Annotated in this window: 20 protein-coding genes; 1 reads left to right on the top strand and 19 read right to left on the bottom strand. The window is 65.7% G+C overall.

Features of this window, described 5'->3' with window-relative positions:
- Window positions 1-53 precede the first annotated feature (53 nt).
- The 4 genes from aspT to QEP15_RS06705 form a co-directional block, all read right to left on the bottom strand.
- Window positions 54-1,745: an aspartate-alanine antiporter gene (gene aspT, locus QEP15_RS06720; protein ID WP_056322278.1), complete on the bottom strand. Its 1,692-nt coding sequence runs from the start codon at window positions 1,743-1,745 to the stop codon at window positions 54-56.
- Window positions 1,746-1,939: 194 nt separating this feature from the next.
- Window positions 1,940-2,869, bottom strand: coding sequence for an electron transfer flavoprotein subunit alpha/FixB family protein (locus QEP15_RS06715; RefSeq protein WP_056322276.1), 930 nt, complete (start codon window positions 2,867-2,869; stop codon window positions 1,940-1,942).
- Between the two features lie 2 nt (window positions 2,870-2,871).
- Complete coding sequence (locus QEP15_RS06710; protein WP_056322273.1) at window positions 2,872-3,621, bottom strand: electron transfer flavoprotein subunit beta/FixA family protein; 750 nt, start codon at window positions 3,619-3,621, stop codon at window positions 2,872-2,874.
- A gap of 71 nt (window positions 3,622-3,692) precedes the next feature.
- Window positions 3,693-4,616, bottom strand: a complete 924-nt coding sequence (locus QEP15_RS06705; RefSeq protein WP_081100847.1) for a histone deacetylase family protein — start codon at window positions 4,614-4,616, stop codon at window positions 3,693-3,695.
- Between the two features lie 10 nt (window positions 4,617-4,626).
- Between QEP15_RS06705 and mltB the strand changes: the two genes are divergently transcribed.
- The gene (mltB, locus tag QEP15_RS06700; RefSeq protein ID WP_280148584.1) at window positions 4,627-5,787 is read left to right on the top strand and encodes a lytic murein transglycosylase B; all 1,161 of its coding nucleotides are present in this window, start codon (window positions 4,627-4,629) and stop codon (window positions 5,785-5,787) included.
- Window positions 5,788-5,945: 158 nt separating this feature from the next.
- On the opposite strand, the gene cysM is transcribed toward mltB, so the two are convergent.
- The 15 genes from cysM to gyrA all read right to left on the bottom strand — a co-directional run bounded on the left by cysM (window position 5,946) and on the right by gyrA (window position 22,615).
- A complete protein-coding gene (gene cysM / locus QEP15_RS06695) occupies window positions 5,946-6,854 on the bottom strand; it encodes a cysteine synthase CysM (protein ID WP_056322744.1) in 909 nt (302 codons plus the stop codon).
- A gap of 191 nt (window positions 6,855-7,045) precedes the next feature.
- A complete protein-coding gene (locus tag QEP15_RS06690; protein ID WP_280148583.1) occupies window positions 7,046-7,552 on the bottom strand; it encodes a ComEA family DNA-binding protein in 507 nt (168 codons plus the stop codon).
- Window positions 7,553-7,722: 170 nt separating this feature from the next.
- The gene (rfaD, locus tag QEP15_RS06685) at window positions 7,723-8,712 is read right to left on the bottom strand and encodes an ADP-glyceromanno-heptose 6-epimerase (RefSeq protein ID WP_063952768.1); all 990 of its coding nucleotides are present in this window, start codon (window positions 8,710-8,712) and stop codon (window positions 7,723-7,725) included.
- Window positions 8,709-9,650, bottom strand: a complete 942-nt coding sequence (gene rfaE1 / locus QEP15_RS06680; protein ID WP_280148582.1) for a D-glycero-beta-D-manno-heptose-7-phosphate kinase — start codon at window positions 9,648-9,650, stop codon at window positions 8,709-8,711. The genes rfaD and rfaE1 overlap by 4 nt, the downstream gene beginning before the upstream one ends.
- Complete coding sequence (gene lapB, locus QEP15_RS06675) at window positions 9,647-10,861, bottom strand: lipopolysaccharide assembly protein LapB (protein WP_056322260.1); 1,215 nt, start codon at window positions 10,859-10,861, stop codon at window positions 9,647-9,649. The genes rfaE1 and lapB overlap by 4 nt, the downstream gene beginning before the upstream one ends.
- Window positions 10,862-10,907: 46 nt before the next feature.
- On the bottom strand, window positions 10,908-11,222 hold the full coding sequence (locus QEP15_RS06670; protein ID WP_062838607.1) for a LapA family protein: 315 nt from the start codon (window positions 11,220-11,222) through the stop codon (window positions 10,908-10,910).
- Between the two features lie 209 nt (window positions 11,223-11,431).
- Window positions 11,432-11,794, bottom strand: a complete 363-nt coding sequence (locus QEP15_RS06665; protein ID WP_056322254.1) for an integration host factor subunit beta — start codon at window positions 11,792-11,794, stop codon at window positions 11,432-11,434.
- A gap of 3 nt (window positions 11,795-11,797) precedes the next feature.
- Window positions 11,798-13,510 (bottom strand): 30S ribosomal protein S1, encoded by a 1,713-nt coding sequence (rpsA, locus tag QEP15_RS06660; protein ID WP_056322251.1) that lies wholly within the window; start codon window positions 13,508-13,510, stop codon window positions 11,798-11,800.
- A gap of 176 nt (window positions 13,511-13,686) precedes the next feature.
- Window positions 13,687-14,373, bottom strand: coding sequence for a (d)CMP kinase (gene cmk, locus QEP15_RS06655; protein ID WP_152383772.1), 687 nt, complete (start codon window positions 14,371-14,373; stop codon window positions 13,687-13,689).
- Between the two features lie 15 nt (window positions 14,374-14,388).
- Complete coding sequence (gene aroA, locus QEP15_RS06650; RefSeq protein ID WP_280148581.1) at window positions 14,389-15,711, bottom strand: 3-phosphoshikimate 1-carboxyvinyltransferase; 1,323 nt, start codon at window positions 15,709-15,711, stop codon at window positions 14,389-14,391.
- 4 nt (window positions 15,712-15,715) lie between these two features.
- Window positions 15,716-16,618 (bottom strand): prephenate dehydrogenase, encoded by a 903-nt coding sequence (locus QEP15_RS06645; RefSeq protein WP_152383770.1) that lies wholly within the window; start codon window positions 16,616-16,618, stop codon window positions 15,716-15,718.
- A complete protein-coding gene (hisC, locus tag QEP15_RS06640; RefSeq protein ID WP_152383769.1) occupies window positions 16,615-17,736 on the bottom strand; it encodes a histidinol-phosphate transaminase in 1,122 nt (373 codons plus the stop codon). The genes QEP15_RS06645 and hisC overlap by 4 nt, the downstream gene beginning before the upstream one ends.
- 10 nt (window positions 17,737-17,746) lie before the next feature.
- The gene (pheA, locus tag QEP15_RS06635) at window positions 17,747-18,832 is read right to left on the bottom strand and encodes a prephenate dehydratase (protein ID WP_056322239.1); all 1,086 of its coding nucleotides are present in this window, start codon (window positions 18,830-18,832) and stop codon (window positions 17,747-17,749) included.
- Window positions 18,825-19,955 carry a 3-phosphoserine/phosphohydroxythreonine transaminase gene (serC, locus tag QEP15_RS06630; RefSeq protein WP_056322236.1) on the bottom strand — a complete coding sequence of 377 codons (1,131 nt, stop codon included), beginning with the start codon at window positions 19,953-19,955 and terminating at the stop codon, window positions 18,825-18,827. Before serC ends, pheA begins: the two co-directional genes overlap by 8 nt.
- Window positions 19,955-22,615: a DNA gyrase subunit A gene (gene gyrA, locus QEP15_RS06625; RefSeq protein WP_152383767.1), complete on the bottom strand. Its 2,661-nt coding sequence runs from the start codon at window positions 22,613-22,615 to the stop codon at window positions 19,955-19,957. Before gyrA ends, serC begins: the two co-directional genes overlap by 1 nt.
- Between the last annotated feature and the right edge of the window lie 134 nt (window positions 22,616-22,749).

The following is a 22,749-nucleotide window of genomic DNA, read 5'->3' as shown; positions in this document are numbered from 1 at the left end:
GCGCTTTTCTGCTCTGTAGCACCCGCACGCCGCGGCTTTGCGGGGCTGTCCTGCTAGGCCATGAGCATGACGATGACAATGCCCCAGATGATCAGGAGGGTATTGCCGATGGCATAAGGCACCGTGTAGCCAAGCGCCGGGACCTGGCTTTTCGCCGTCTCGGTGATCTGGCCGATGGCCGCGGTCGTGGTCCGGGCGCCGGCGCAGACCCCCAACGCAATGGCCGGGTGGAACTTGAAGACATGACGGGCGATCAGCACGCCCAGGATCATCGGAATGCTGGTGGCGATGACACCGGCGATGAAAAGCTTGGCGCCCAACTGCTGAAAACCCTGTACGAACCCCGGTCCGGACACGATGCCCACGACGGCGACGAACGCGGTAAGGCCGACCGATGTCAGGAACCAGTGCACCGGCTCGGGCACACGCCCGAACGTCGGATGCACGGAGCGCAGATAGCCGAACACCAGCCCTGAAATCAGCGCGCCGCCGGAGGTCGACAGCGTGATCGGAATTCCGCCCACGGTCAGCACCAGCGTGCCGAACAACCCGCCCAGCAAAATGCCGAAACCCACGAACACCATGTCGGTCTGGTTGGTCGCGCGGTCCACGTAGCCCAGCTTGCCCACGACCCGTTCGACGTCGCGCTTGGCGCCCAACATGAAAAGGCGGTCGCCGCGGTCCAGCTTCAGGCCCCAGTTGACCGGCATCTCGTGGCCGCCACGCACGACCTTGCGCAGGAATACGCCCCGGCCCAGTTGGCGCACAGTCTCGTTATCGGCAAGCTCCTTGATCGTCTTGCCGGCCACGTTCTTGTTGGTCAGCACGACTTCGACGACTTCGGCGGGCAGGTTGATGACGTCACGGTCCTCGACCTCGGTGCCAATGAGACCCGAGGCCTGCAGCACCAGCGCGTCATGGCGTCCGGTTACGCCCAGCACGTCGCCCGCCTGCAATGCGGTGGTGGAGTCGGCATCGATGATCTGGTCGCCGCGGCGGATACGCTCGACAAACACGCGGGCGTCGACGAACTTCGCCTCCAGGTCGCCCACCGTCTTGCCCACGTATTCCGTGTTGTCCAGCCGGTATGCCCGCGCCGTGAATTTGCGGTAGCCCGACAGTTCCATCGAGTCCGCCCCCCCGGACATCTTGGCCTCGTACTCCTGGCATTCCTTGACGATGTCCACGCGCATCAGCTTCGGACCCAGGGACGCCAGCAGCCAGGCGCTTCCCACCGTGCCGTAGATGTAGCAGACCGCGTACGCGACGGGGATGCTGTCGATCCACTGCTTCTTGGTGGCGGCGTCGACGGACAGCCCGTTGATCGTATCGGTGGCCACGCCCATGACCGCCGAAATGGTCTGCGCGCCCGACAGCAATCCCGCGCCTGTGCCGGCGTCAAAGCCGAACGCAACCGCGGTCCCCCAAGTGACCAGCAGGCAGAGCACGCAGATGACGACGGCAAAAATGACCTGAGGAAGGCCATCGCTTTTCATGCCGCGGAAGAATTGCGGTCCTACGCCGTAGCCAAGACCGAAGAGGAAAAGCAGGAAAAACACCTGCTTGAGAATGGGGGCAATCGATATGTTGAGCTGGCCGACCAGCACGCCCACCAACAGAGTTCCCGTTACTGCGCCCAGATTGAAGCCGAAGATCTTCTTGGCGCCGATCCAATAGCCAAGACCCAAGGTCAGGAAAATCGCCAGCTCCGGGTACTTACGTAGTGTGTCAAAGAACCATTCCATCCCGAATCTCCTTCGTTCTGTACAGGTCAAGCACATTCGCAAACAGGGGGTAGCGCGCCGGTTACGTTAGCAGAGTCTTTGCGAAAATCAAACGTTTTTGACAGTTTTGCGGCGCGGATAAACCGAAAACAAACCGCGCAAAAAAAAACCGCGGGCGTCATGCCCGCGGTTCTGATTGACGCCTGCGCTGCGGTTTACAGCGCGTTGGTCAGTTCGGGAACGACCGTGAACAGATCGCCCACCAGGCCGTAATCGGCCACGCCAAAAATCGGCGCCTCGGCGTCCTTGTTGATCGCGACGATGACCTTCGAGTCCTTCATGCCGGCCAGATGCTGGATGGCGCCCGAGATGCCGACGGCCACGTACAGTTGGGGCGCGACGATCTTGCCGGTCTGGCCAACCTGCCAGTCGTTCGGCGCGTAGCCGGCGTCGACCGCGGCGCGCGAAGCGCCCAGCGCGGCGCCCAGCTTGTCGGCCAGCGGATCCAGGATCTTGAAGTTTTCGGCGCTGCCCAGACCGCGGCCGCCCGACACCACGACGCGGGCGCCGGCCAGTTCGGGACGATCGCTCTTGGCGACTTCGCGGCCCACAAACGTGGACAGGCCCGAGTCGGCGACAGCGGCAGCGTCTTCGACCGAGGCGGAACCGCCTTGCGCGGCAACCGCGTCAAAGCCGGTCGTACGCACGGTGATGACCTTGACGGCGTCGGCCGATTGCACGGTGGCAATGGCGTTGCCGGCGTAGATCGGGCGCTGGAACGTATCGGCGGATTCGACGCCGATGATGTCGGAGATCTGCGCCACGTCGAGCTTGGCGGCGACGCGCGGCGCCACGTTCTTGCCCGAGGCCGTGGCCGGGAACAGGATGTGGCTGTAGCTCGAGGCCACGGCCAGCACCTGCGCGGCGATGTTTTCGGCCAGGCCGTCAGCCAGATGCGGGGCATCGGCCAGCAGGACCTTCGCCACGCCGGCGGCCTGGGCGGCCTGGTCGGCCACGGCGCGCGCGTTGGCGCCGGCGACCAGCACGTGCACGTCGCCTCCGATCTTGGCGGCGGCGGCGATGGCGTTCAGGGTTGCGCCCTTGAGTTGAGCGTTATCGTGTTCGGCAATAACCAGCGTCGTCATGATCAGACCACCTTCGCTTCATTCTTGAGTTTGTCCACCAGCGCCGCGACATCGGCAACCTTGATGCCGGCCTTGCGGGCGGGCGGCTCGCTGACCTTCAGCGTCTTCAGGCGGGGTGCCGGATCAACGCCCAGGTCTTGCGGCGTGACGGTGTCCAACTGCTTTTTCTTGGCCTTCATGATGTTCGGCAGCGTGACGTAACGCGGCTCGTTCAGGCGCAGGTCGGTGGTCACGATGGCGGGCAGCTTGAGCGACAAAGTTTCCAGGCCGCCGTCGACTTCGCGCGTCACGGTGACCTTGCCGTCGGCCAGTTCGACCTTGCTGGCGAACGTGGCTTGCGGCCAGTCCAGCAGCGCGGCCAGCATCTGGCCCGTCTGGTTGGCGTCGTCGTCGATGGCTTGCTTGCCCAGAATCACGAGCTGGGGCTGTTCCTTATCGACCAGTGCCTTGAGCAGCTTGGCGACAGCCAGCGGCTGCAGTTCGGCATCGGTCTGGACCAGCACGCCGCGATCGGCGCCGATGGCCATGGCGGTACGCAGTGTCTCCTGGCATTGCGCAACGCCGCAAGAAACCGCCACGACTTCAGCGACCGCGCCCTTTTCCTTCAGGCGGGTGGCTTCTTCGACGGCGATCTCGTCAAAGGGGTTCATGGACATCTTCACGTTGGCGATATCCACGCCGGTCTGATCAGACTTGACGCGCACCTTGACGTTGTAGTCAACGACGCGCTTGACAGGTACCAACACCTTCATCCCGCTGCCTCCAATTGGAAAATAATGACCCGGCATGCGCCGGGATCGCATTGCACAATTTTTTCCTGATTCTACAGCTTCGCCAGCGCCCGTATGTGCGCGACCACGCTGCGGCCCAAGGCGGACAAGTTGTAACCGCCCTCGAGCGTGCTCACGATCCGGCCCTGACAATGGCGATCGGCCACCTCGACCAGCTGCTCGGTGATCCAGGCGTAGTCCGCCTCCACCAGGCCCATCTGCCCCATGTCGTCCTCGCGATGAGCATCGAAGCCCGCGGACACAAGGATCAATTCCGGACGGTGGGCCTCCAGCCGCGGCAGCCAGGTGTCCGTGACGATGGTCCTGACCGCGGCGCCAGCCGTGTAGGCGGGCACGGGCACATTGAGCATGTTGGCGGCCGGATGGTCCGCGCCGCTATTGGGAAAGAACGGATGCTGGAAGAAGCTGCACATCAGCACCCGATCGTCCCCGGCAAAGACATCTTCGGTGCCGTTGCCATGATGGACGTCGAAATCGACGATCGCCACGCGCGTCAGGCCGTGAAAGTCCATGGCATGCTGCGCCGCAATGGCGACGTTGTTGAAAAAGCAGAAGCCCATGGCCTGCGACCGGCACGCATGGTGCCCGGGCGGACGCACGGCGCAGAAGGCCGTTCGGGCCTCGCCGCCCAGCACGGCATCGACCGCCGCCACCCCCGCTCCCGCCGCGTGCAACGCCGCCTCGAAGGTGTGCGGGTTCATGAGCGTATCGGGATCGATAGGGTAATACCCTTGGTCCGGCGTATGTTTCTGCAAACTGTCCAGGTACTGGACAGTGTGCACGCGCAAGAGGTCATTGCGGGACGCCTGCGGCGCCTGCCGGTCATCCAGATAAGGCATCAATCCGCTTGCGAGCAACTGATCGGAGATGGCGTCCAGCCTCTGGGGGCTTTCCGGATGCCAGCTTCCCATTTCATGCAAGCGGCATGCCGGGTGGGTAAGATACATGGTCTCCATAAGGAAGATTATGTTCATCTGTCGGCGAATACTGCAACTCGGCGCGCTTTCCGCTCTGCTGGCGGGGTGCTCCACCACCACTCCCACCGCAGCAACCTCCACTCCTTCCGCTTCCCAGACCGCTCAGGCTTCAGGGACGCCTGCCATCCGCATCGGGCCCAGCACGCCGACGCTCGGCCCCGAACTCGCGGACGACGCGCCCGCCACGCTGACGCCATCCGGCGCCTTGCGGCCCGACGTCCGCACCTTCGTCGAAAACCTGTCCGCCGAGCGTCAGCTGCCGCTGGCGCCGATGGTCCAGGCGCTGGAAAGCTCACGTTACAACGCCACGGTGGCGCGGCTCATCGCGCCCTCCCCACCCGGCAAGAAGGTCTGGCGCAGCTGGCTGACCTATCGCTCCCGCTTCGTCGAACCCAAGCGCATTGCCTGGGGCGTCGAGTTCTACAACGAAAACCGCGACCTGCTGAATCAGGCGGCGCAACGCTTTGGCGTGCCGGCCCCGATCATCGCCTCCATCATCGGCGTCGAAACGCTGTATGGCCGCAACATGGGCAATTTCCGCGTGCTGGACGCGCTGGCCACGCTGGCCTTCGACTACCCGGACCCGGCCAAGCCCGAGCGCGCCACGATGTTCCGCACCCAGCTGGCCGACTTCCTGACGCTCGTCATGAACGACAAGCTGGAACTGGAAACCAAGGGGTCTTACGCCGGCGCCATCGGCATGCCGCAATTCATGCCGACCAGCGTGATGCATTACGCCGTGGACGGCGACGGCAATGGCCATATCGACCTGACCAACAACACCCAGGACGCCATCATGTCCGTGGGCAGCTTCCTGGCACAGCACGGCTGGCAGCGCGGCCTGCCGGTGTTCGCGCCGGTGGTGCTGCCCGCCGACCCGACCGCCTTGGTGGACGGCGGCCTGGAGCCCAAGCAAAGCTGGGCCACGCTGACGGCGGCGGGCTCGCGCCTGCAGCCCGGCGCATCCAGCGATGGCTGGGTCAGCCAGCCGCTGGGCGTGGTGGATCTGGTCGAGGAAATGCGCGGCACGGCGCAGTATCGCGTGGGGACGCCCAACTTCTTTGCGCTCACCAAGTACAACCGCAGCTACTTCTACGCCACGTCGGTGGCCGACCTGGCCACCGAGATCGAGGCCCGCGTGACGCGATGATCGCGCGCGCGCCGATTTTCCCCGCGCGGTGACTGCTGCCCGCGCGGATGGACAAACGCCCCGGCGGATGCAACCGCCGGGGCGTTTTTTCATTCAAGCGATGGCCGCCTCGTCCTGGGCGGCGCGCCGCGCGTCCCGCGCGGGGGCCAGCCAGCAGGTCAGTTGAAGACGCCCGTGGACAGATAGCGGTCGCCGCGGTCGCACACGATGAACACGATGGTCGCATCGTTGACGCGCTCGGCAACGCGCAGGGCCGCGACCAGTGCGCCGGCCGACGAGATCCCGCCGAAAATGCCTTCCTCGGCGGCCAGCCGCCGCGCCATCACTTCGGCTTCGGACTGCTGGATGGACTCGTAGGCGTCCACGCGGCTGCGGTCGAAGATCTTGGGCATATAGGCCTCGGGCCATTTGCGGATGCCCGGGATCTGCGATCCTTCGGCCGGCTGCGCACCCACCACCTGCACGGCGGGGTTGCGCGACTTGAGGTACGTGGATACGCCCATGATCGTGCCCGTGGTGCCCATCGCGCTGACGAAGTGCGTGATGCGTCCTTCCGTCTGATTCCAGAGTTCCGGGCCAGTGGTTTCAATGTGCGCGCGCGGATTGTCGGGATTGGCGAACTGGTCCAGCACCAGCCCCCGGCCATCGGCCTGCATCTCGGTGGCCAGGTCGCGGGCATATTCCATGCCGCCCTTGTCGGCCGGCGTCAGGATGAGCTCAGCGCCATACGCCGCCATGGCGGCACGCCGCTCGACGGACAGGTTGTCCGGCATGATCAGGATCATGCGGTAGCCCTTCATGGCGGCCGCCATGGCCAGCGCAATGCCGGTATTGCCGCTGGTGGCTTCGATGAGGGTGTCGCCCGGCTTGATGTCGCCGCGCTCTTCGGCGCGCTGGATCATCGACAAGGCCGGGCGATCCTTCACGGATCCCGCCGGGTTGTTGCCTTCCAGCTTGGCCAGGATGACATTGCCGCGCGCGTCGCCCGCCGCCCCGGGAATGCGCTGCAGGCGCACCAGGGGCGTGTTGCCGACGGTCTGCTCGATGGTGGGGTAGGTAGTAGTCATGCGGTCGATCATAACTCCGCCCGGCGCCGCGCGGCCCCAAAAGCCGCGCACGCGCCAGGGGCTCCCCGCATCGCCGGGATGCGGGGATGCGGGGATGCCGGATCGTCGGATCGCCGGATCGCTGGACCTCGGGATCGCCCGATCGCCGGATCGCCGGATCGCCGGATCGGCTGATCGGCTGATCGCCGGGCTCAGGGCTTGGCGCGGGCCGGGACCGGCGCGCCGCCCGCCGTGGACGCTCCGGCAGGCTTTGCCGCAGCCGCCTTTCCTGGTGCCGCGCGGGCCGCAGGCGCGGCACCCGCCGCAGACCTCGGCGCGACGCCCGCCGCACCGATCGTCATACCCGCCGCCTGCAGCGCCTGAGCCTTTTTCTGTCCGATGCCCCGCACACGCTCGGTCAGGTCGTCCAGCGATTCGAAACGGCCGCCGCGTTCGCGTTCGCGCACGATGATGTCGGCGGTGCGCGGGCCGATGCCCCGCAGGCCTTCAAGCTGGGCCGCGGTGGCCTGGTTGATATCCACGGCCTGAGCGGGCGGCGCGGCAACGCCAAGGCCGGCGGACAGCAGCAAGGCGCCAAGCGCCTGCCGCAGCGCACGCTGGCCCGCGCGCGGGCAGGCGGGCATGGCGGCCGGACGCGCGCGGCGCCACGGCGCCAGCGGCAGATGGCGGGCAACGGTGGAATGGACGAAGGGATTCATGGGCTCTCCTGACGGGTCGGAGCGCAGCGGTTGCCGCGCCTTGTTCCCATCATCGGGCCCCGCCCCGCGCCGCGGCCGGCGAGTGAATCAATTCATCCAGCCCGGCAACCACGCAGGCGAAAAAAAGCCACCGCATGGCGGTGGCCTTGTCGGATCGGCTGCCGGAAGGATTACTTGCGGGCGCGCCAGTAGCGCACGTATTCAGCCACGCCCGTCTGCACATCGCGCATGGGCGCCGTGAAGCCGGCGGCGCGAAGCTGCGTGACATCGGCCTGCGTGTAGCTTTGGTAGCGGCCCTTGAGGTCGTCCGGGAACGGGATGTAGCGGATCAGGCCCAGTTCGGCCAGCTGCGCCAGCGTCAGCTCGGCCTCGCCACGCTCGGCGCGCAGCGTGTTGACCACCGCGGCCGCCACGTCATTGAACGGCTGCGCCTTGCCGGTGCCGCAGTTGAAAATGCCGGATTGTTCGGGATGATCCAGGAAATGCAGGTTCACCGCGACCACGTCTTCGACCGAGATGAAATCGCGGCTCTGGCCGCCATCCACGTAGCCGTCCCAACCCGCGAAGAGGCGCACGTGCCCGTGTTCCAGGAACTGGTTCATGTTGTGGAAGGCCACCGACGCCATGCGGCCCTTGTGCTGCTCGTGCGGGCCATACACGTTGAAATACCGCAGGCCGACGACTTGCGCCGTCAGGCTGTCCATGCGCTTGCGCAGCACCTGGTCGAACAGCAGCTTGGAATAGCCGTAGACGTTCAGCGGGCCTTCGTTGTCGGGATGCTCGACGTAGGTCGTCGACCCGCCGTACACGGCCGCGGAGGACGCATACAGGAACGGCACGCGGCGCGTCTGGCAGAACTCGAAGAGCTCCAGCGTGACGCGGTAGTTGTTGTCCAGCATGTAGCGGCCGTTGCGCTCGGTGGTGTCAGAGCACGCGCCCTGATGCAGCACAGCGCGGATATCGGGCAGACTGCCGTCGGCGACGCGGCGGCGGAAGTCGTCCTTGTCCATGTAGTCGGCGATCTTGCAATCGACGAGATTGACGAACTTATCGCCTTCGGTCAGGTCATCGACGGCAATGATGTCTTCGATGCCGCGGCGGTTGAGCCCGCGAACCAGGTTGCTGCCAATGAAGCCCGCGGCTCCGGTAACGACGATCATGAGGATTCTCCTGCCAATTCCGCGGCGGTGACGACGGACGTGCCCAGCTTGCCCACGGCGATCCCGCCGGCCTTGTTGGCCCAGCCCATGGCTTCGGCCCAGGGCAGCCCGATGGCGCGCGTGACCGCCAGCGTGGCAAGCACGGTGTCGCCCGCGCCGGACACGTCGAACACTTCGTGCGCCTGCGCATCGGTGTGATCGCGTCCCGCATCGGAAAACAAAGTCATGCCCTGCTCGGACCGCGTCACAAGCAGGGCTTCAAGGTCCAGATCCGCGCGCAGGCGCTGCGCGCGATCGGTCAATTCAGCCTCGGAATTCCAGCGGCCGACCGCCTGCTGCATTTCCGAGCGGTTGGGCGTGACCAGGGTCGCGCCGCGATAACGCGAGTAGTCATCGCCCTTGGGATCCACCAGCACCGGGATGCCTGCGCTGCGCGCCAGCGCAATCAGCGACTCCACGCGGGTCAGCACGCCTTTGGCGTAATCCGACAGCACGACGATGTCGTGGCTGGCCAGATGGCGCGCCAGGGCCGCGTCCACGGCGTCCAGCGACGCCTGCGAGGGATGCTGTTCGAAATCCACGCGCAAGAGTTGCTGCTGGCGGCCCAGGACGCGCATCTTCAGGGTGGTGTGCAGCTCGTTGTCGGCGATCAGGTCGCCCTGGATGCCGGCCTCGGTGGACAGGCGCCGGACGCTGTCGCCGGCCTCATCCTGACCCAGCACGCCGACCAGCGTGACATGGCCGCCCAGCGCGGCCACGTTGCGCGCCACGTTGGCGGCGCCGCCCAGACGATCTTCGCGGCGGGCGACCCGCACGACCGGCACCGGCGCTTCGGGGGAGATGCGCTCCACTTCGCCGAACCAGTAGCGGTCCAGCATGACGTCGCCAACCACGAGCACGCGGCTACGCGAAATGGCTTCGGCGGGAAAAGAGTTCATTCAAGTTCTTCCAGACGGCGCGGCGCATAGGTTTCCCAGGCGTTGCAGCCGGGACATTGCCAGTAGAAGCGACGCGCTTGAAAACCGCAATTGCGGCATGCATAGCGATCGAGCCGTTGCGTGTGTTTGTGGATCAGGCTGCGCAGCAGGGTCAGGTCCGCGCCCGGCACCGGGCCGTGGTCGCCATCGCTGTCGCCGTTGGCCAGTTCGGCCTCCAGGAGGCGATCTAGCCCCAGCAGCGAAGGATGGCTGCGCAGCGCGCCGCGCGCGAAGGCCCATGCCGTCGCCGCGCCCTGCTGCACGCGCAGTTCCCGGAACACCACGTTGAACAGATCCAGGGACGCATGGCGGCCATACTGCTTTTGCAGGAAGTCCAGGCCTGCGGCGGCCTGGTTGGCGTTGCGATAGTTCGCCAGCAACTGCTCGGCCACCAACCCGGCGTACTCGGACGCGTCGGTCATGACCGATTCCAGGTACAGCCTTTCGCGCTTGGGATCCTGCTCGATCAGCGCCAGGCGCGCGCGCAGCATGGCGGTGCGCACCTTGGCGCCCTTGCTCGAGGCGGCCTCGGTGGTGGTCAGCGCGTGGTCTGCGGCGTCCAGCGCCTTGTGCGCGCTTTCGACGTCGGCGGGCTTGGCCGCCAGCGCGGTCTGCGCCTGCTCGCAGTAGTAGTGCACGATTTGCGGGACGGGCTCGTCGACCAGGCCCTGCAAGGTCTTGACGGCCTCGATCGCTCGCGGCCAATCGTGTTCGGATTCATAGATGCGGATCAGCGAGCGCAGCGCAGGCAACGCATAACGCGTGTCCTTGAGCTGCTCGAAACCGCTTTCGGCCCGGTCCAGCATCCCGGCCTTCAGGAAGTCCTGCGCCAGTTCGTGCTGCGCGTGTTCACGCTCGGCCTGCGGCAGGTCGGAGCGGTTCAGCAGGCTTTGATGCACGCGGATGGCGCGCTCCATTTCGCCGCGGCGGCGAAACAGGCTGCCCAGGGCAAAGTGCAGCTCCGTGGTTTCCGGGTCCAGCTTGGCGACCTCGACGAACGCGTCGATGGCGCGGTCCGGCTCTTCGTTGAGCAGGAAGTTGAGCCCGCGGAAATAGGAGTCAGGCAGGCTGCGCGTTTCCCGCAGCATCTGCCGGATATCGAAACGCGCGGCCAGCCAGCCCAGCGCGAACAGCACCGGGACGAAAATCAACCACCAAGGTTCAAAATCCACTATTCGGACTCATGCGGTAATTCGGTGCAAAAAAGCCGGCGCGATGTCACAGCGGCGACATGGGAGCGACGGCTTCGGGGGGCACGACGGGCGTGGTGCCGTTGGCGGCGGCCTGGATGCGATCCAGTTCGCGGCGCAGGCGGATGGCCTCGCGGCGGCGGCGCAGCGCTGCGGGAACGGTCAGCAGCAGCCCGAACAACGCGCCAAGCACGAATACGACCAGCATGACGACGATCAGCGGGACGTCCTGGATGACGTAGTCGGCGTAGAACTTCACGGCGACGGGGTCGGTGTTCTTCAAGGCGAACATCAACACCGCCACAAAGACGAGCAATCGCAGGGCCCAGACGAGATAGCGCATGGCGCATGCTCCAGATGATTCGAGACCGTCAATTGTAAGCGACGTCTTCACGGCGAGAGAAAAAAAAGCCCCAAGGCGGAGCCCGGACAGCGAATGCGAAGGTGGGACGAACGCGTGAACGGGCGCCACAAAAACAAAGCCCCTTGATTTCTCAAGGGGCTTCGTTCGCGGTCCGATCTGCCCGAAGGCAGCTCTGCCTGGCCGACGCGTCAATGCATGGCGTGCAAACCTGCCATGGAAGACGGCATCGACTCGCTCGATCCGGAGGATTGAGCGTCCTCGTCATTGCCGCCGACCAGGTCCACCCGTTCGCGCAATTCCTTGCCTGCCTTGAAGTGCGGCACCTGTTTGCCAGGCACCAGCACCTGCTCGCCGGATTTGGGATTGCGACCGATGCGGGGAGACCGCTGCGACAACGAAAAACTGCCAAAACCGCGGATCTCGATGCGCTGACCCGAGGCAAGCGCCTGGGTCATTGCATCAAGTACGGTCTTGACCGCGTAATCGGTGTCGCGGGCGGCCAGCTGAGGATAGCGGGCCGCCAAGGCGGCGATCAGCTCCGACTTGGTCACGAATTAACCGTCGTTGCGCTGTTGGTCCAGCTTGGCCTTCAGCAGCGCGCCGAGGTTGGTGGTGCCGGACGAAGCGCTGGCGTCGGACATGCGCTGGATCGTGTCGGCGGTTTCGGCGTTGTCGCGGGCCTTGATCGACAGCTGGATCGAACGCGTCTTGCGGTCGATGTTGACGATCATGGCTTCGATGTTCTCGCCGGCGGACAGCACGGTGGTGGCATCTTCGACGCGGCCCGAGGAGATCTCGGAAGCGCGCAGGTAGCCTTCGACGTCCACGGACAGCGTAACCACGGCGCCCTTGGCTTCGACCGACTTGATGGTGCCCGGAACCACGGCGCCCTTGTCAAACGTGGCGACGAAGTTGTTGAAGGGGTCGCCTTCCAGCTGCTTGATGCCCAGCGAGATGCGTTCCTTGTCGGTGTCGATGCCCAGAACCACGGCTTCGATTTCGTCGCCCTTCTTGAAGTTGCGCACGGCTTCTTCGCCAGCTTCCGTCCACGACAGGTCGGACAGGTGGACCAGGCCGTCGATGCCGCCGGGCAGGCCGACGAACACGCCGAAGTCGGTGATCGACTTGATGGCGCCGCGGACCTTGTCGCCACGCTTGAAGTTCGTGGCGAACTCTTCCCACGGGTTCTGGCGGCACTGCTTCATGCCCAGCGAAATGCGGCGACGGTCTTCGTCGATTTCCAGGACCATGACTTCGACTTCTTCGCCCAGGGTCACAACCTTGCGCGGGTCGACGTTCTTGTTGGTCCAGTCCATTTCGGACACGTGGACCAGGCCTTCGATGCCGGCTTCGACTTCAACGAACGCGCCGTAGTCGGTCAGGTTCGTGACCTTGCCGAACAGGCGGGTGCCTTGCGGGTAGCGGCGAGCCAGGCCCACCCACGGATCTTCGCCAAGCTGCTTGACGCCCAGGGAGACGCGGCTCTTTTCCTGGTCGAACTTGAGGACCTTGGCTTCGACTTCCTGACCCACTTGCAGGACTTCGGAGGGGTGACGCACACGGCGCCAGGCCATGTCGGTGATGTGCAGCAGGCCATCGATGCCGCCCAGGTCGACGAACGCGCCGTAGTCGGTGATGTTCTTGACCACGCCCTTGACCACGGCACCTTCGTGCAGGGTTTCGAGCAGCTTTTGACGCTCTTCGCCCATGCTGGCTTCCAGCACCTGGCGACGCGACAGCACAACGTTGTTGCGCTTGCGGTCGAGCTTGATGACCTTGAATTCGAGGGTCTTGCCTTCGTACGGGGTGGTGTCCTTGACCGGACGCAGGTCCACCAGCGAACCCGGCAGGAACGCGCGGATGCCGTTGGTCATGACGGTCAGACCGCCCTTCACCTTGCCGGTGATGGTGCCGGTAACCAGTTCGCCGTTCTCCAGGGCCTTTTCCAGTTGCAGCCAGGCCGACAGGCGCTTGGCGCGGTCACGCGACAGGATGGTGTCGCCGTAGCCGTTTTCCAGGGAATCGATGGCCACCGAGACGAAATCGCCGGGTTGCACTTCGAGCTCGCCCTGGTCGTTCAGGAACTCTTCCAGGGGGATCAGCGCTTCGGACTTCAGGCCGGCGTTGACGACGACGAAATTGTGGTCGACGCGCACGACTTCGGCGCTGATGACCTCGCCGGACTTCATGTCCTGGCTCTTGAGGCTTTGTGCGAAAAGGTCGGCGAAGCTTTCGCCGCCGGTGGCGGTAGTGGAAACGGAAGACATGGGGTTGAAATCCATTGGGCCGAAATGGCCGTTAAGAACACACCGCAGCGGATTGCCCGCCACAGTGGAGTCAAAATACCTGCCGGCTGGCTGACCCTTGCGGGGTGGCCCGTGGGGGAGTCGCCTGGCTTGAGCAGGGCCTAATCAAAAAACTGCTTTAAGTGCTGCGTCGCGGATCACTGGCTGGCTTGCTGCCAGAAATCCAGTATTGCCTGCACCGTTTCTGCGATTGTCAGGTTGGACGAATCCAGCACGTGTGCATCTGCTGCGGGAGCGAGCGGCGCGGTGGCGCGCCCGGTATCGCGCGCATCACGCTCGCGCATATCCCGCAAAAGGTCGTCTAGATTAGCAGAAATTCCCTTTTCGATCAACTGCTTACGCCGCCTCTCCGCCCGGGCAACGACGTCGGCCACCAGGAAGACCTTCAGGGACGCATCCGGGAACACGACGGTGCCCATGTCCCGGCCGTCCGCGACCAGGCCCGGCGGCAGCCGGAAGGCGCGCTGGCGCTCGAGCAGCGCCTGCCGCACGCCGGGAAAGGCAGCCACGCGGGACGCGAAATTGCCCACTTCCTCGCGGCGGATGTCATGGCCCGCATCGGCGCCCTCGAGGTACACGTGGGGCCCCTCGAAACGCACATCCAGCGTCTCGGCCACGCGCGCCACGGCCGGCTCGTCCTCGGCGGCAACGCCCCGGTTGATGGCGGCCAGCGCGGTCAGGCGGTACAGCGCGCCGCTGTCCAGCACGGCCCAGCCCAGCGTCTTGGCGACGCGATGAGCCACGGTGCCCTTGCCGGACGCGGTGGGGCCGTCGATCGTGATGACCGGGGCCGGTGAGGCGGAAGTTGAAGCTGTCGAAGTCATGGATGCCATGCAGCGCTAGGCCGACACCAGGCCGGCGTAGACGTCAAAGTAACCCGGGAACGTCTTGCTGACACAACCGGGGTCGAGAATGCGGACCGCCGCCGGGCCAAATGCCGCCAGCGAGAAGCACATGGCCATGCGATGGTCGTCCCAGGTGCCGATGTGCGCATCGCGCCAGGCGCCCTGCGCCGGCGGCGTCACCTGCAGCCAGTCGGGGCCGGATTCCACCCGTGCACCCAGCTTTTCAAGCTCGGTCTGCATGGCGTGGATGCGGTCCGTCTCCTTGACGCGCCAGCTGCCGATGTTGCGCAGCCGGCAGGGGCCGTCGGCATACAGGGCCAGCGCAGCGGCCGTCATGGCGGCGTCGGGAATCAGGTTGAAATCGGTGTCGAAAGCCTTCAGGCGCGCGCCGTCAGCGACCTGCACACCGGAGACTTCGATCCAGCCCGGGCCGTAGGTGACCTGGGCGCCCATGTCGGCCAGGGTGCTCGCGAATCCCACGTCGCCCTGGATGCTGTCGGCGCCCACGCCGGTCACCCGCACGGGGCCGCCGCCGATGGCGCCCAGCGCCAGGAAATACGACGCCGTCGATGCATCCCCTTCCACGGCGATCTCACCCGGGCTGCGGTATGCCGCGCCCGCCTCCACCACGAAGCGGCTCCAGCCGTCCCGCTGCACCAGCACGCCAAAGCGCGCCATCAGGTTCAGGGTGATTTCGATATAGGGCTTGGAGATCAGCTCGCCGACGACCTCGATGGTCACCGGCTTGCCGCTGCGCGCCGCCTGCAGCGGCGCGGCCAGCAGCAATGCGGTCAGGAATTGGCTGGACACCGAACCCTGCACGCGCGTCACGGCGTTCTCGGCGATGTCGCCGCGGCCGATGTGCAGCGGCGGATAGCCCGGCTGCCCCAGGTAGTCGATGCGCGCGCCCAGCGCGTTCAGCGCGTCGACCAAGTCGCCGATGGGGCGTTCGTGCATGCGCGGCACGCCGGACAGGCGGTAGTCGCCGCCCATCAGCGCCAACGCCGCCGTCAGCGGGCGAATCGCAGTGCCGGCATTGCCCATGAAAAGGTCGGCGCCTTCCACCGGAAAGCGGCGCACGCCCTGCACCGTCACGCGGCCGGCGTCCAGGTCGGACACCTGCACGCCCAGCTGGCGCAACGCAGCCAGCATGACGCGCGTATCGTCGGAGTCCAGCAGGCCGGTGATGACGGTCGTGCCCTCGGCAATGGCCGACAGCAGCAGCACGCGGTTGGAAATGCTCTTGGATCCCGGCAAGGCCATCATGCCCTGCGCGCGCCGCACACGCGGCAGATCGAGGTAAGGCAAAGCGCCCATTGAACTACTCCTTGCGCCAGCCGCGGCGCGCACGCGCCGCCGTCTCCAGCAACGTCAGCAAAGCCTCGCCGTCGCCATCGGCAATAGCGCGCTCGGCACGGTCCAGCACTCCGCGCACCGCAGCCAGTTCGGCCAGCATCGCGTCGCGGTTGGACAGAAAGATGTCGCGCCACATCTCGGGCGATCCGGCGGCGATACGGGTGAAGTCGCGAAAGCCGCTGCCCGCCAGGTCAAGCCGGGTCTGGGCGTCGGCGGCCGTGGCCACCTGTTCCATATACACCGCGGAAAGCAGATGCGGAAGATGGCTGACCGACGCGAGCACACGGTCATGCGCGCCCGCCTCCATGTCGATCACGTCCGCGCCGCAGGCCTGCCAGGCCCGGCGCACCAGCGTCAGGGCGGCCGCGTGGTTTTCCGGCACGGGCGTAAGGATGACGGTGCGCCCGCGATACAGGCTGGCGTCCGCCGCCTCCGGCCCGGTACGCTCGGCACCCGCGATGGGGTGGCCCGGCACGAACTGGCCTATGCGGTCGCCCAGCGCCTCGCGCGCGGCGTCGACCACCTCGGCCTTGGTGCTGCCGCCATCGGTCAGGATGGTATTTGGGGCAAGGTGCGGCCGCATCTGCGACAGCACGTTGGTCAGGCCGCCAACCGGGGTGGCCAGCATGATGAGATCCGCCTGGGCGGCCGCGGCTTCGGCCGGCACGGCCTCGTCGATCAGGCCCAGCGCGACGGCGCGTTCCAGCGACTGCGCATTGCGTCCCACGCCCAGCACCTTGCCGACCTGCCCGGCTTGGCGCAAGGCCGCCGCGAACGAACCGCCGATCAAGCCGACGCCAACCACTGCCAACACAGGAATCAGGGGGCCCGCGGCCCCCTGATCGGAAGAAGGTAACGCGTCGTTCATGCGGTCAGGATGGCGGTCAGGGCGTCGATGAATCGGGCGTTTTCATGGGGCAGTCCAATGGACACGCGCAACCACTCCGGCAGGCCGTCGCCGGCCACCGGACGCACGATGACGCCACGCTTGAGAAGTTCAAGATTGATGCGCGGCGCGTTGCCCACGTGGACCAGCACGAAGTTGCCGTAGCTGGGCACGTAACGCAGGTTGAGCTTGTCGAACGCGGCGCAGAGCTGAGCCTTGCCCGCCTTGTTGGAGGCGTAGGCTTCTTCCAGGTAGTCCGCATCGCCGAGCGCGGCGATGGCCGCGGCCTGGGCCAGCGTGTTGACGTTGAACGGCTGGCGCACGCGGTTCAGCAGATCGGTCAGGCCGGGCTGCGCGACCGAGAATCCGACACGCAGGCCCGCCAGGCCATAGGCCTTGGAGAACGTGCGCGACACGATCAGGTTCGAATAGCGGCGCACCAGCGCGGTGCTGTCAAAGCGCAATTCGGGGTCGAGGTATTCGTTGTAGGCCTCGTCCAGCACAACGGTGACGCGGTCGCCGTGGGCGGCCTCTACGCGTTCGAGGAATTCGGCGACCTTCTCGCCCGGCACGAAAGTGCCGGTCGGGTTGTTCGGGTTGGCGATGAACACCAGCCGCGTGTCGTCGGCGATCGCCTCGAACATCGCATCCAGGTCATGGCCGTGGTCGACGGCGGGCACCACGATGTGGCGCGCGCCGCGCGCCTGCGTGGCCAGGCGATAGACCGCAAACGAGTGCTGTGCGTACACCGCCGAAGTGCCCGGTTCCAGCAGCGCGAGCGCGGCGATTTCCAGGATGTCGTTGGAACCGTTGCCCAGCGTGATCCAGTTCATCGGCACGCCATAGCGTTCGGCAAGCGCCGCCTTCAGGTCGAAACCGTTGGGGTCCGGATAGCGCGCCAGCGATTCGGCGGCGGCCAGCATGGCCGCGCGCGCCGACTTGGGCATGCCAAGCGGGTTTTCATTGGAAGCCAGCTTGACGATGGTGGCCGGATCCAGCCCGAACTCGCGGGCCAGTTCTTCAATCGGCTTGCCGGCCTGGTACGGGGCAATGGCACTGACGTGCGCGGGGGCAACGAGGGGCTTGGATGCGTGGGTCATGATGTGGGATTCACTGCGCCGGGTATGAGCCCAGCACTTTGAGATAGGCAACCTGCGCCTGCAAGGCTGCCAGGGCGCGCTCGACATTCGGGTCGTTCCGGTGGCCCAGGACGTCGACGTAGAAATAGTATTCCCACTGGCCGGTACGCGCCGGGCGCGACTCGAAGCGCGTCATCGACACGCCGTTGGCGGCCATGGGCGCCAGCATTTCATAGACGGCGCCCGCGCGGTTGGGCACGGCCAGGATCAGGCTGGTCTTGTCCTTGCCGCTGACAAGCGGCTCGATGTTGCCGATCGCCAGAAAGCGGGTGCGGTTGTGCGGGTCGTCCTGGATGCCGGCGGCAATGATCTGCAGGTTCCAGGCAGGCGCCGCGACATCGCCGGCAATCGCCGCGATGGTCGGATCCCCGGCGGCAGCGCGCGCCGCTTCGGAGTTGCTGGACGCGGCCACGCGCTCGACGTCGGGATAGTTGCGCGTCAGCCAGCCCTGGCACTGGGCCAGCGCCTGCGGATGCGCGGAAATGGTCTTGATGCCGTCCATGCTGCCCGATTGCGACATCAGGCAATGACGAATCACCAGCGAACGCTCGCCCAGGATCTTGAGCGGGGTGTTCAGCAGCAGGTCCAGGCTGCGGTTGACGGCGCCTTCGGTCGAATTCTCGACAGGCACCATGCCCACGTCGGCCTGCCCGGCCTCAACGGCCCGGAAGACTTCGTCGAACGAGGCGCAAGGCAGCTTCTGCACCGCATGCCCGAAGTGTTCCAGCGCGGCCTGTTCCGAAAACGAACCCTGCGGGCCCAGGAACGCGACTGTCATGCCGCGCTCGAGGCCGCGGCATGCGGAAATGATTTCGGTCCAGACCGACGCCACGCCGGCATTCGGAAACGGACCCGGATTGATCTGCTGCAGGCGGCGGATGACTTCGGCCTCACGCTCGGGCCGCAGCACGGGGCCGTCTGCGTGCGCCGCGTGTTTGGCCTCGCCCACTTCCAGCGCGGCGCGGGCGCGCTGCGACAGGAGATCAAGGATTTGCGCATCGAGGTCGTCGATACGCTTGCGCAGGGGAAGCAGCTTGCGCTGCAGCTCTTCATCCATGGCGGCGCTCGAAGTCCTTCAGGTACTCGACCAGCGCCTTCACGCCTTCGAGCGGCAGCGCGTTGTAGATGGAGGCGCGCATGCCGCCCACGCTCTTGTGGCCCTTCAGCTGCGTGAGGCCCGCTGCCTCGGCGCCCTTCAGGAAGGCGTCGTTGAGCGACTCGTCATGCAGCACGAACGGCACGTTCATGCGCGAACGCACGGGCGCGTGAATGGGATTGCGGTAGAAACTGGTGCTGTCCAGATAACCGTACAGCAGGTCGGCCTTGGCCTTGTTGGCCGCTTCCATGCCCGCCACGCCGCCGTTGGCCTTGACCCACTTGAACACCAGGCCCGCGATGTAGATCGCGAAAGTGGGCGGGGTGTTGTAGCGCGAGTGTTCGGCGGCCACGTTGGCGTAGTCGAACGCGGACGGGCAGATCGGCAATGCCTGGCCGATCAGGTCGCGGCGCGCGATGACCATGGTGACGCCGGCCGGACCAGCGTTCTTCTGCGCGCCGGCGTACATCATGCCGCAGCGCGTCACGTCCATCGGGCGCGACAGGAAATGCGAGGAAGCGTCGATGACCAGCGGCACGTCGGGCGCGCCCAGGTCGGCGGTGTCGGGCCAATCCAGGAACTCGACGCCGCCAATAGTCTCGTTGCTGCACAGGTGCAGGTAGGCCGATTCCTTGCGCACCTGCCAGGTATCGGCAGCCGGCACCCAGGTCAAGGGCGCCTGCTCGCGGCCGTCGATCTGGGTGGCGTGGTCGGAGCTGGCCGCGATATGCGTGCTGCCGTAGCGGCCGGCTTCCTTGTACGAGCGCTTGGACCAATGGCCCGTCACGACGAAGTCCGCAGCCGGCGCGCCGCGGCGTCCCATGAGATTCATGGGAACGATGGCGTTTTCCCCGGAACCGCCGCCTTGCATGAACATGACGGCGTAGTCCGCCGGCAGGCCCAGCAGGTCGCGCAGATCGGACTCTGCTTCATCGCAGATCTGCACGAAATGCTTGCCGCGATGGCTCATTTCCATCACGGACATGCCGCTGCCGTGCCAGTCCAACATTTCTGCAGCGGCTTGCTGCAGCACCACCTCGGGCAGGACCGAGGGGCCGGCCGAGAAGTTCCAGGGGCGGGCCATTATTGCTCCGTAGGTTCCGTCGAATCTGCTGCGTCGCTGCTCTCGTCGCCACCGGCTTGCTGGCCGTCTTCGTCCAGTTCGCCGTCGTCGTCCGCATCGCTTTCCACGACACGGCGCACGCCGGACAGCGTGCTGCCGTCGTCGACGTTGATCAGCGTGACGCCCTGCGTCGCGCGGCCCATTTCGCGGATTTCCGCGACGCGGGTGCGCACCAGGACGCCGCCAGTGGTGATGAGCATGATTTCATCCGTGGGCGTGACCAGCACCGCCCCTACGACCTTGCCGTTACGCGAGGTGGTCTGGATGGCGATCATGCCCTTCGTGCCGCGGCCGTGGCGCGTGTACTCCGCGATCGGCGTACGCTTGCCGTAGCCGTTTTCGGTGGCGGTCAGCACCGTCTGCGTTTCGTCGCCGGCGACCAGCAGCGCAATCACGGTCTGCGTGTCTTCGAGCATCATGCCGCGCACGCCGCGGGCATTGCGGCCCATCGGACGCACGTCGTTCTCGTCGAAGCGCACGGCCTTGCCGGCGTCCGAGAACAGCATGACGTCATGCTTGCCGTCCGTGAGGTCAGCGCCGATCAGGTAGTCGCCATCGTCAAGGTCGACGGCGATGATGCCGGCCTTGCGCGGGTTGGAGAAGTCGGACAGCGGCGTCTTCTTGACCGTGCCGCGCGAGGTCGCCATGAAGACGAAGTGGTCTTCGCTGAATTCCTTGACCGGCAGCACCACCGTGATCTTCTCGCCGTCGGCCAGCGGGAACATGTTGACGATCGGCTTGCCGCGCGAATTACGCGTGCCCTGCGGCACTTCCCAGACCTTCAGCCAGTAGACGCGGCCGCGGTTCGAGAAGCACAGCAGGAAGTCGTGCGTATTGGCGATGAAGAGCTGGTCGATCCAGTCGTTTTCCTTCATGGCCGTGGCCTGCTTGCCGCGTCCGCCGCGCTTTTGCGAACGGTATTCGGACAACGGCTGGCTCTTGATGTAGCCGCCGTGCGACAGCGTCACGACCATGTCGGTCGGCGTGATCAGGTCTTCGGTATCCAGTTCCGTCGCGTTCAGTTCGATTTCCGAACGGCGCGAATCCTTGGCGCCGGTCGAGAACTCGGCCTTGATGGCCTGCAGTTCTTCGCTGATGATCGTCGTAATGCGCTCGGGACGGGCCAGGATGTCCAGCAGGTCGGCGATGGTGGACATGATGTCCTTATATTCGCCGACGATCTTGTCCTGCTCCAGCCCGGTCAGGCGTTGCAGGCGCATGTTCAGGATTTCCTGGGCCTGGGTGTCGCTCAGGCGGTACAGGCCGTCTCCCTGAAGGCCGAACTCGACGCCCAGGTCGTCCGGACGGAAGGCCGCGCGGCCTCCCGGCGTGTCGCCGTCGGCGCGCGACAGCATTTCGCGCACCAGCGACGAATCCCAGGACTTCGCCATCAGTTCCTGGCGGGCCACCGGCGGGGTCGGCGCTGCCTTGATGATGGCGATGAAATCGTCGATGTTGGCCAGCGCCACCGCCAGGCCTTCCAGCACGTGGCCGCGCTCGCGGGCCTTGCGCAACTGGAACACCGTGCGGCGCGTGACCACTTCGCGGCGATGCTGCAGGAAGTAGTCGATCATCTGCTTCAGGTTGAGCAGGCGGGGCTGGCCGTCGACCAGCGCCACCAGGTTCATCCCGAAGGTGTCCTGCAGCTGGGTGTTCTTGTAGAGGTTGTTCAGCACGACCTCAGGCACTTCACCGCGCTTGAGCTCGATGACAAGGCGCATGCCGTCCTTGTCGGACTCGTCGCGGATGTCGGAGATGCCTTCGATCTTCTTGTCGTTGACCAGCTCGGCAATGCGTTCCTGCAGCGTCTTCTTGTTGACCTGGTAGGGAATCGCGTCGATCACGATCGCCTGGCGATTGCCCTTCTCCATGTCTTCGAAGTGCGTCTTGGCGCGCATGATGACGCGGCCGCGACCCGTGCGATAGCCTTCGCGCACGCCGGACATGCCGTAGATGATGCCGCCCGTGGGGAAGTCCGGCGCCGGGATGAGCTCGATCAGCTCATCGACCGTGCACGCCGGATTGCGCAGGCAGTACAGGCAGCCGTCGACCACTTCCTGGAGGTTGTGCGGCGGAATATTGGTGGCCATGCCCACCGCGATGCCCGAGCTGCCGTTGACCAGCAGGTTGGGCAGGCGCGACGGCAGGAGCAGCGGTTCCTGTTCGCTACCGTCGTAGTTGGGTCCGAAATCGACGGTTTCCTGGTCGATGTCGGCCAGAAGCTCGTGCGCGATCTTGGCCAGGCGGATTTCGGTGTAACGCATCGCGGCGGCGTTGTCGCCGTCGATGGAACCGAAGTTGCCCTGCCCGTCGACCAGCATGTAGCGCATGGAGAAATCCTGCGCCATGCGGACGATGGTGTCGTAGACGGACTGGTCGCCGTGGGGGTGGTACTTACCGATGACGTCCCCGACGATACGCGCGGACTTCTTATAGGCGCGGTTCCAGTCGTTGTTCAGCTCGTGCATCGCGTAGAGCACGCGCCGGTGGACGGGCTTCAAGCCGTCCCGCACATCCGGTAGCGCCCGACCGACGATCACGCTCATCGCGTAATCGAGGTAACTGCGGCGCATCTCTTCTTCCAGCGATACCGGAAGCGTCTCCTTGGCAAAGGAATCCATATATATAACGACAGAATCGTGTAAGGAGGAACCCGGGCCGGGTAAACAGGAAATTCTATCATTCGATTGAGGGACCGGTCGGATGGGCCGTCGGAAGGCGCCGCAAGCGGACCGCGACGGATCGATTGGAAACG

The organism is Achromobacter mucicolens (assembly GCF_029866465.1).
Lineage (GTDB): Bacteria > Pseudomonadota > Gammaproteobacteria > Burkholderiales > Burkholderiaceae_B > Achromobacter > Achromobacter mucicolens.
Note: the sequence above shows the minus strand (reverse complement) of the source record. Positions and strands in the feature narration are given on the sequence as shown.

What these genes read in the sequence shown, in the direction of transcription:
- aspT (WP_056322278.1), bottom strand. Translation starts at nt 1,745, where the DNA reads ATGGAATGGTTCTTTGACACACTACGTAAGTACCCGGAGCTGGCGATT.
- QEP15_RS06715 (WP_056322276.1), bottom strand. Translation starts at nt 2,869, where the DNA reads ATGACGACGCTGGTTATTGCCGAACACGATAACGCTCAACTCAAGGGC.
- QEP15_RS06710 (WP_056322273.1), bottom strand. Translation starts at nt 3,621, where the DNA reads ATGAAGGTGTTGGTACCTGTCAAGCGCGTCGTTGACTACAACGTCAAG.
- QEP15_RS06705 (WP_081100847.1), bottom strand. Translation starts at nt 4,616, where the DNA reads ATGGAGACCATGTATCTTACCCACCCGGCATGCCGCTTGCATGAAATG.
- mltB (WP_280148584.1), top strand. Translation starts at nt 4,627, where the DNA reads ATGTTCATCTGTCGGCGAATACTGCAACTCGGCGCGCTTTCCGCTCTG.
- cysM (WP_056322744.1), bottom strand. Translation starts at nt 6,854, where the DNA reads ATGACTACTACCTACCCCACCATCGAGCAGACCGTCGGCAACACGCCC.
- QEP15_RS06690 (WP_280148583.1), bottom strand. Translation starts at nt 7,552, where the DNA reads ATGAATCCCTTCGTCCATTCCACCGTTGCCCGCCATCTGCCGCTGGCG.
- rfaD (WP_063952768.1), bottom strand. Translation starts at nt 8,712, where the DNA reads ATGATCGTCGTTACCGGAGCCGCGGGCTTCATTGGCAGCAACCTGGTT.
- rfaE1 (WP_280148582.1), bottom strand. Translation starts at nt 9,650, where the DNA reads ATGAACTCTTTTCCCGCCGAAGCCATTTCGCGTAGCCGCGTGCTCGTG.
- QEP15_RS06670 (WP_062838607.1), bottom strand. Translation starts at nt 11,222, where the DNA reads ATGCGCTATCTCGTCTGGGCCCTGCGATTGCTCGTCTTTGTGGCGGTG.
- rpsA (WP_056322251.1), bottom strand. Translation starts at nt 13,510, where the DNA reads ATGTCTTCCGTTTCCACTACCGCCACCGGCGGCGAAAGCTTCGCCGAC.
- cmk (WP_152383772.1), bottom strand. Translation starts at nt 14,373, where the DNA reads ATGACTTCGACAGCTTCAACTTCCGCCTCACCGGCCCCGGTCATCACG.
- aroA (WP_280148581.1), bottom strand. Translation starts at nt 15,711, where the DNA reads ATGGGCGCTTTGCCTTACCTCGATCTGCCGCGTGTGCGGCGCGCGCAG.
- QEP15_RS06645 (WP_152383770.1), bottom strand. Translation starts at nt 16,618, where the DNA reads ATGAACGACGCGTTACCTTCTTCCGATCAGGGGGCCGCGGGCCCCCTG.
- hisC (WP_152383769.1), bottom strand. Translation starts at nt 17,736, where the DNA reads ATGACCCACGCATCCAAGCCCCTCGTTGCCCCCGCGCACGTCAGTGCC.
- pheA (WP_056322239.1), bottom strand. Translation starts at nt 18,832, where the DNA reads ATGGATGAAGAGCTGCAGCGCAAGCTGCTTCCCCTGCGCAAGCGTATC.
- serC (WP_056322236.1), bottom strand. Translation starts at nt 19,955, where the DNA reads ATGGCCCGCCCCTGGAACTTCTCGGCCGGCCCCTCGGTCCTGCCCGAG.
- gyrA (WP_152383767.1), bottom strand. Translation starts at nt 22,615, where the DNA reads ATGGATTCCTTTGCCAAGGAGACGCTTCCGGTATCGCTGGAAGAAGAG.